General features: G+C 67.8%; 2 protein-coding genes. Both read left to right on the top strand.

Features of this window, described 5'->3' with window-relative positions:
* Positions 1-457 (top strand): formate/nitrite transporter family protein (locus tag KME75_RS41845; RefSeq protein ID WP_219420571.1); only part of this gene is annotated, 457 nt, incomplete at its 5' end.
* A 42-nt stretch (positions 458-499) separates the two neighbouring features.
* Positions 500-775 (top strand): hypothetical protein, encoded by a 276-nt coding sequence (locus tag KME75_RS41840; RefSeq protein ID WP_219420569.1) that lies wholly within the window; start codon positions 500-502, stop codon positions 773-775.
* Positions 776-1,090 lie beyond the last annotated feature (315 nt).

Raw genomic sequence — 1,090 nt, 5'->3', positions numbered from 1 at the left:
CACTCCGCCGGGCCGGGGTGTCTTCCGACTGCACGGACCGGGCGTGGGTCACACTGAGCATCGCGGCCATCGCTTTCGTCTTCGAGCTCTGTGGAAGGAACCCGAAGATGATCAAGCGGTGGCCGCGACATGTCCCGCCGACGCGCCGGAGAACCTGCATAACCCAGGCCCGACTCAGCACAGCCAGGTTAAAGATCAAGCTCAGAACGTGTGGAGCAAGTTCGTTCCGCTGGCGCTGGCGGTGCTGCTGTTCGAGGCGGCGAACTTCCAGCACAGCCCAGCGAACATGGCGTTTTTCAGCCTGGCGATGCCCGGTGGCGCAGGCCCGGGATGGGCAGCCGCGCTGGCGTGGAACATCGCTCCGGCGGCGATCGGGAACATCCTCGGCGGGGTTCTGCTCGTCGCTGCCCCGTTCTGGTACACGGTGCGCAAGCCGCAGAGCGGGACGCAGCGCTGAGCGGCGCCCCTACTTCCGGTCCGATGCCACGAGGGACGTGCCGTGAACTTCTTCCTTGCCGTCGTCGCCGCGCTGGGCCAGATCGTGCTCAGCTTCTACGGGTTCTGGCTGATCTGGCGGGTCCTGCTGCCCGAGCTGCCGGGCCCCGCCGCCGTCGAGAAGCGGATCGCGCCGTATGCCGGGTATTTCACCGACCCGTTCGTGCGGCCGGTAGCCGAGGCGCTGCACGTACCGCCGCGCCTGGTGGCGCTGTTAGCGCTCATCATCGTCGCCATCGGCTCGGTAAGCCTCGATCGTCTTCCCCAACTGGCGGGCTGAGTGGTTCTGGGAAGGCACGGCGCCGGCGGGAGCACGGCAGCTGGTCTCGGGTCATCGCGCTCTCGCGGGGCTCGTCGACCCTGTCCCTGCCCGCCTTTCGACGGTATCGGCCCGCCGCCGGGGGTCCGCCTGAGCCCACCCCTCGTCATGCCCGACTTGAAGCGTGGCCGACGGGAATGGGGGTAATCAGGCGTCGATGACGTCGATCGCCGACTACGCCCTGCTCGGGGATTGCCAGGGTGCTGCCCTGGTGTCACCGCATGGTTCCATCGACTGGTGGTGTCCGGTCCGGTTCGATGCGCCGAGCGTGTTCAC

This window comes from Pseudonocardia nigra, from assembly GCF_019396355.1.
GTDB classification, from domain to species: Bacteria; Actinomycetota; Actinomycetes; order Mycobacteriales; family Pseudonocardiaceae; genus Pseudonocardia; species Pseudonocardia nigra.
Note: the sequence above shows the minus strand (reverse complement) of the source record. Positions and strands in the feature narration are given on the sequence as shown.